6 protein-coding genes and 1 pseudogene are annotated in these 5,404 nt (G+C 70.0%); 5 read left to right on the top strand and 2 right to left on the bottom strand.

Translation table 11 applies throughout. The features are described 5' to 3' along the window. Both H0X00_RS21175 and H0X00_RS21170 read left to right on the top strand, forming a co-directional pair. Window positions 1–180 (top strand): hypothetical protein (locus tag H0X00_RS21175; RefSeq protein ID WP_293774582.1); only part of this gene is annotated, 180 nt, incomplete at its 5' end. Window positions 181–288: 108 nt separating this feature from the next. Continuing rightward, entirely contained in the window at window positions 289–2,112 is a 1,824-nt protein-coding gene (locus H0X00_RS21170; protein ID WP_293774580.1) for a DUF6398 domain-containing protein, read from the top strand. 139 nt (window positions 2,113–2,251) lie between these two features. Here H0X00_RS21170 and H0X00_RS21165 read toward each other — a convergent pair whose 3' ends face one another. After that, window positions 2,252–3,166 carry a hypothetical protein gene (locus H0X00_RS21165; RefSeq protein WP_293774578.1) on the bottom strand — a complete coding sequence of 305 codons (915 nt, stop codon included), beginning with the start codon at window positions 3,164–3,166 and terminating at the stop codon, window positions 2,252–2,254. Window positions 3,167–3,359: 193 nt separating this feature from the next. Between H0X00_RS21165 and H0X00_RS21160 the strand changes: the two genes are divergently transcribed. The 3 genes from H0X00_RS21160 to H0X00_RS21150 all read left to right on the top strand — a co-directional run bounded on the left by H0X00_RS21160 (window position 3,360) and on the right by H0X00_RS21150 (window position 4,701). Then, window positions 3,360–3,710 carry a hypothetical protein gene (locus tag H0X00_RS21160; protein WP_293774576.1) on the top strand — a complete coding sequence of 117 codons (351 nt, stop codon included), beginning with the start codon at window positions 3,360–3,362 and terminating at the stop codon, window positions 3,708–3,710. Beyond that, on the top strand, window positions 3,703–4,086 hold the full coding sequence (locus tag H0X00_RS21155; RefSeq protein WP_293774574.1) for a helix-turn-helix transcriptional regulator: 384 nt from the start codon (window positions 3,703–3,705) through the stop codon (window positions 4,084–4,086). The genes H0X00_RS21160 and H0X00_RS21155 overlap by 8 nt, the downstream gene beginning before the upstream one ends. 132 nt (window positions 4,087–4,218) lie before the next feature. After that, on the top strand, window positions 4,219–4,701 hold the full coding sequence (locus H0X00_RS21150; RefSeq protein ID WP_293774572.1) for a PASTA domain-containing protein: 483 nt from the start codon (window positions 4,219–4,221) through the stop codon (window positions 4,699–4,701). A 129-nt stretch (window positions 4,702–4,830) separates the two neighbouring features. On the opposite strand, the pseudogene H0X00_RS21145 reads toward H0X00_RS21150, so the two are convergent. Beyond that, window positions 4,831–5,404: pseudogene (locus H0X00_RS21145) on the bottom strand (hypothetical protein); the annotation flags it as partial.

Below are 5,404 nucleotides of genomic sequence, written 5' to 3'. Positions count from 1 at the left end.
GAGCTGGACCCCGCCGCCCTGCTGGCCGAGCCGGACGTCGCGCGGGTGCGGATCTCCGCCGGGCGCACCCGGCCCACGGTCGTGGAGGTCCAGCTCGACCCGTTCCATGCCGATCGCGCCGAGGCGGTCCGGGCGCTGTGCGCGCCGGCCGAGGTCGAGTTCATCGGGCGGATCCCGTAGGCCCGACGCCTTGAGGCTGGTCCTGGAAGTCTGACGGTCCTGGCTCCGATCCCCTCAGGCGGTTGGCCCGATGCCAGTTGAGTCTGGGGTCCTGTCTACCGTGGTCGCGTGCCGAAGAAGCGCAAGCGTCCACGCAAGCCGGCGTCCCATGGACCGGGGCGGAACACGAGGCGCGAGCCGGACCTGATGCAGCAGGTGTGGACTGCGCTGCGGGGGGAACCGCTCGATCTGCTCGGGCTGGCCAGCTCGATGCTCACCCTGATCGACCCCCGCGAGCAGGGGCCGTTCCGCCCCACGCGGGAGCTCGACCGCGCGGGCCTGGTCGACAGCCTGATCGAGATCGAGCGGATCGAGACCACGGCGCTGCTGACCGCGCTGCGCGCCCTGTGCGGTGAGGAGCTGATGGCCACCCGGATGCGCCGCGAACTCGCGCAGCGGTCGCATCCACTGCCGGCCTGGCTGGCCGGCCTCGACGACGCGACGCCGGCGAAGCGCGTGGTGGTGATGACCGACCCGCTCGGCGACGGCGACAACGTCATGATCGGCGTGGACCTGCCGGGCGGTGCGCAGATCACGGCCGTGGTCTACATCGAGCACAACCTCGGATCCCTGGTGAAGGACGCCTTCGTCCTGCCCGGCGCCCTGGACGAAGTGCTCGAGCACATGGAGCGCCTGTCCGAGGATCCGGACGTCACCTTCGCCGCCCTGGACCCGGCCGATGCACGGGCCCGGATCACTGAGGCGATCGGGATCGCGGCCATGACGGTGCCGCCGTTCGAGACCGACACCTGGCCGGCCGCGCGCCCGCTCGTGGAATGGATGACGGCGATGCTGCCCGCGGACGGCCGCGGCTACGAGCGCCCGGAGTGGAGCGAGCGCGAGGTCCAGGCCCTCGCGGACCGCTTCTTCGCCGCCACGCTCGGGGCGAGCTTCGACAACGCGCTGCACCGCGAGATGCTCGGCCACGTCCTGTGGTTCGCCACCGGCTACGGGCCCGGGGATCCGTTGCGGTGGAGTTCGATCGCCGTCGAGATCCTGCTGCTGGACTGGTTGCCCCGCAAGATCGCGGACACCGCCCAGCGGCTGGCGGTGATCCCCGCGCTGCTGGGCGCCTTCGTGCGGTTCTGCCACGCCGAACGGGGGCTGCGGCCCGGGCTCACCGACGAGGTGCTCGCCACGATCGTCGAGTACGAGCCCGACTACCTCGACGCCATCGCGGCGCCCCGGTTGCAAGGGCCCGCGGCCCTGCTGGCGCGGATGGGTGCGCTGGATCCCGACGCCGAGGCGGAGATGCTCTTCGACCCCGACAACCTCGACCTCGTGTACTTCGAGGATGACGGAGTCGTCATCGCGGATCTGATGCTTGGTCAGCTCCGGCGCGCGGTGGGTAGTGAGGTGGCCCTGGAGAACCTCGACGACCTTCCGTTGACAGACGAGCCGTTCGCCTGGGCCGTCGTCCCGACCGACGTGCACGACCGGGTGCGCGAGGTGCTGGCGCTGACCGAGGCCTGCTGCACCGACCTGCTCGACGACCAGTACCGGACCGTCATCCGCCGCCTGCTGGCCGACATCGCGGCCGCGGACCCGGCGATCTTCCGGCGCAACGGGCGCGCCGAGACCGCCGCCGCCGCGATCTGCTGGATCGTCGGGTCGGCCAACTCGCTCTTCGACCGCTCCCCGGTCCGGCCGAAGGTGACCTACGTCAAGGATCTGTACGCCTACTTCGGCCTGAAGCCGACGTTCTCCGCGAGCCAGCGTGCCCAGCCGATGCTGCGCGCGATCGGCGTGGACCCCTACGGCCGCTTCGGCTCCCAGGAACTGGGCAGCCCACGGTACCTGACCGCGTCGTGCCGCGCTCACCTGATCAGCCTGCGTGACCGCTACCGCGCCCTGCGGGCTGAAGGGCTGTCGGACGCGCCGGCTGGCGGATGACCGAGCGCCCGCCCGGGCGGTTCACAGCCCGAGGTACACGCGCAACCGGTGCTCCAGGCGTTCGAGCTCAGCCCGATTGGTCAGACCGCGGCGGCGACGGAAGGGGCCGAGGTGCTCGACCGACGCGATGTTGGTTCGGTCAGCCGAACAGTTCGTCGGTGCTGCGGGCACGGAGCGCATGGTCGCCCCAGGCCTCCAGTTGCGCGAGATCGGTGCACGCGGTGATGCGCTCGCGGGCCTCCTCGGTGACGGGGATGTCGCGGGCCGTCAGGATCCGCAGGACCATCGCCGCACGACCGCGGGCCTCGCCTCGGGCTTCCCCGCGGGCCTCGCCTCGGGCTTCCCCGCGGGCCTCGCCACGGGCTTCCCCGCGGGCTTCGAGAGTGCGCGTGAAATCGCTCTGATACTCGAAAGACTCGGTCGCCATCAGTTCCTCCAGGTACCGCCGGGCGAGGTCGGGCAGCGCGGCGAGTACCAGTCGAGCGTACTCGACCGCATGCTCGACGGGGGCCTGGTCCAGGGCCGTCGCCAGGGCATCCAGGACCTGGAAAGGGCCCTGGTCATCAACATGGACCAGGGTCGAGAGCACCGCAAGCTCCGGGCCGGCCGCCGCAACCGCAGGGTCCGTCAGGACCGGGATCGCGTCGGGCCCGAGCACCTGGGCGATCACCCGGGAGCCGGCACCGTCCAGGGTGATCGGTGCCGCGGCCCACCGCGCGGTGGCGCGGTCAGTGCACACCACCAGCAGCACGGTGGGACAGCGAAGACGACGGCGGACGGCGGTCAGGTACTCCGGCCACACCCAGTTCTTGTCCTCGTCGCGGCGTAGTTGGACCTCGACGATGATCGCGAGCGCGGGCCGGGTCGGGTCGCCGAGCAGGACCAGCGCGTCCGCCCGGTGGGCGGCCGGGCGCAGTTCAACCACCTCGGCGGATCCCAGGTGGGCCTGCTCGTGCGGGACGGGTCGGCCCAGCGGCCCGGCCAGCAGTTCAGCGGCGAAGGCCGGCCGGTGGCGGAACATCGCGACCAGCGTCTCGTGCAGGTGGGAAAGCACGGCGGGGAAGCTATGCCCCGCCTCCGACAGTTCGCTGTTGAGTGCGTTGACGCTGGGCGCGACCGAGGGCTGAACCCGAATCCGGGGAACCCAGTTCCGCTGGCCGCAAACGCTCGCGGACCGCGTGGAAATGCCACCCGTCGGGCGAACGGAAAGGACTGCCCTGTGATGCAGAGTCCATACCATTCCTGTTATGACCTGGGGTAGCATCGAACGGGAGCCCGAGGTCACCGACTGGCTCAACTCGCTGTCGACCGAGGAGTTCCAGCACGTCCGTTTCTACGTCGAACTGCTCCGGGACAAGGGCGCCACTTTGAAGGAGCCCCACACCCGCCAGCTGGACGGGAAGTGCGCGAACTGCGGTTCCGCGTCGGTCGCCAACAAATTCGCATCACCTACTGGTCGCCTCAGGACGGCGGATCATCCTGCTGACGGTCTTCCCGAAGACCCGATCACGCGAGGTCAGAGAGCCGACCGGGCACGTCGCGCGATGAAGCTCTGCCAGGACCAGCAACACACGCTAGGGAGCGGACACGATGGCTGAGACGTGGGACCAGATGGTCGCCCGGCGCAACGCCGAGCCCGGCGCACCCGAGGCCTACGAAGCGGCCAAGCTCGCCTACGAGCTGGGCGCGCAGGTACGCAAGCAGCGCGAGAAGCGCGGCTGGTCGCAGCAAGATCTTGCAACCGCGGCGCGGATGCGCCAGCCCCAGGTCGCCCGGTTCGAGGCCGGGGGGACGATCCCGAAGGTCGACACCCTGCAGCGGTTGCTGACCGCGTTGGGTGGCCGGATCACCGTCACCTTCCCGCCGGCGCCCAGGCCCTCGGTAGCGAGGGGCCCGAGCGGGCGCAAGAAGGTGGTCGCGGCGGTGGAGCTCCAGCAGCCGCGTCGTCGACGTCAGCAGGCCGCGCTCGACTGAATTCGGGCGACCGGTCCACCGCGAGGTCGATTGATCCGCCTCCACGGTCGTAGTTGGCCGGCACGTGGGCCCTGGACGGTGTGCGCGGCGCCCGGGAGGGGAACAAGCTCAACAGATCCCAGGGAGTGCTTCATGCGTCGCAACCTGCTGGCCACCACGGCAATCGTCGGCGCAACGATCGCCTTGTCCGCCTGCGGCGGCGGCGACTCGACAGATCAGGCCAGCACCGACCGGGCGGTGGCCGAGGCGCTCGCGTCCCAAGCCGCGGCCAGCACCGCCCCGCCCACCGCCGCATCCACCGCCACGCCCACCGGCGAATCCACAGCGGACCCGGCCGAGAGTGCGAAGCCGGCGGCCACGGCGAAATTCGTGGAGTTCGCCATGCCGAACTTCGTGGGCATGAACCTTCAGGATGCGCAGGACAGAGTGCAGGAGCTCGGCATCTTCTACTCGATCTCCCATGACCTGAACGGTTCGCGGATGCAGGTGCTCGATCGCAGCTGGCAGGTCTGCGACCAGAGCCCGCGCGCGGGTACCCGGATCACCGGCGCCGCCGATGAGTTTGAGGGGAAGTTCGACTTCGGCACGGTGAAGGCTGATGAATCGTGCCCGTGACCGCCACATCGACCCGGACTTCCAGCACTAGCCTTGATCAGCTTGCTCCGGAAGCCGTACGGACTCCGAGCGCAACAGCCGAATCACCCGGCTCGAAGAAGGCGAGCCGGGTGTTCGGAGACCGTCAGGTCAGTAAGCCGAGGCCTCGATGACGTGGAAGGTCGCGTCCTTCAGTTGAGCGGCGTCCTCGTTTGAGGCGAACTCGAACAGCGCCACCTCGTCGGACTGGCCGGCACCGAGGTCGGAGACGAACGCGGTGTCGGTCGCGATCCGCGCGCCCGACGGGGTGAGCGCCTCGATCTTGAGGTCGAAGGACTGCCGCTCGGCGGACTTGTTCGTCAGCGTCACGTGCAGTGCACCGTCCGTGGCACCAAAGCCCAGGTCCTGCACGGTGTAACTGCCGATCGCCACGCCAAGGTCCTGCGCGAGAACCTGCTCGGTGGCGTTGCCGAACGCACGGTCCGTGCTCTTGCCCACCTCGTTCACCGCGGTGGCGACCGCGAGGGTGGAGGCGATCGCCCCCAGCCCGGCGACGACGGCAAGCACAACGCCCGCGATCGCCTTGCCCTTACCGGAGCGCCGGCCCTTCGCGGCACCACGCCAGGCGACCGCGCCGAACACGAAGCCGATCGGCGCGAGCAGCAGCGAAATCATCCCGACGATCGGGATCAGGCAGAACACAGCGGCGACGATACCTAGTGGT

Origin of the sequence: Sporichthya sp., from assembly GCF_013815995.1 — a bacterium.
Lineage (GTDB): Bacteria > Actinomycetota > Actinomycetes > Sporichthyales > Sporichthyaceae > Sporichthya.
This window is presented reverse-complemented; position numbering and strand designations above follow the sequence as displayed.

Excerpts from the sequence above, each read along its gene's own strand:
- H0X00_RS21160 (WP_293774576.1), top strand. The coding sequence starts at position 3,360 with ATGACCTGGGGTAGCATCGAACGGGAGCCCGAGGTCACCGACTGGCTC.
- H0X00_RS21155 (WP_293774574.1), top strand. The coding sequence starts at position 3,703 with ATGGCTGAGACGTGGGACCAGATGGTCGCCCGGCGCAACGCCGAGCCC.
- H0X00_RS21150 (WP_293774572.1), top strand. The coding sequence starts at position 4,219 with ATGCGTCGCAACCTGCTGGCCACCACGGCAATCGTCGGCGCAACGATC.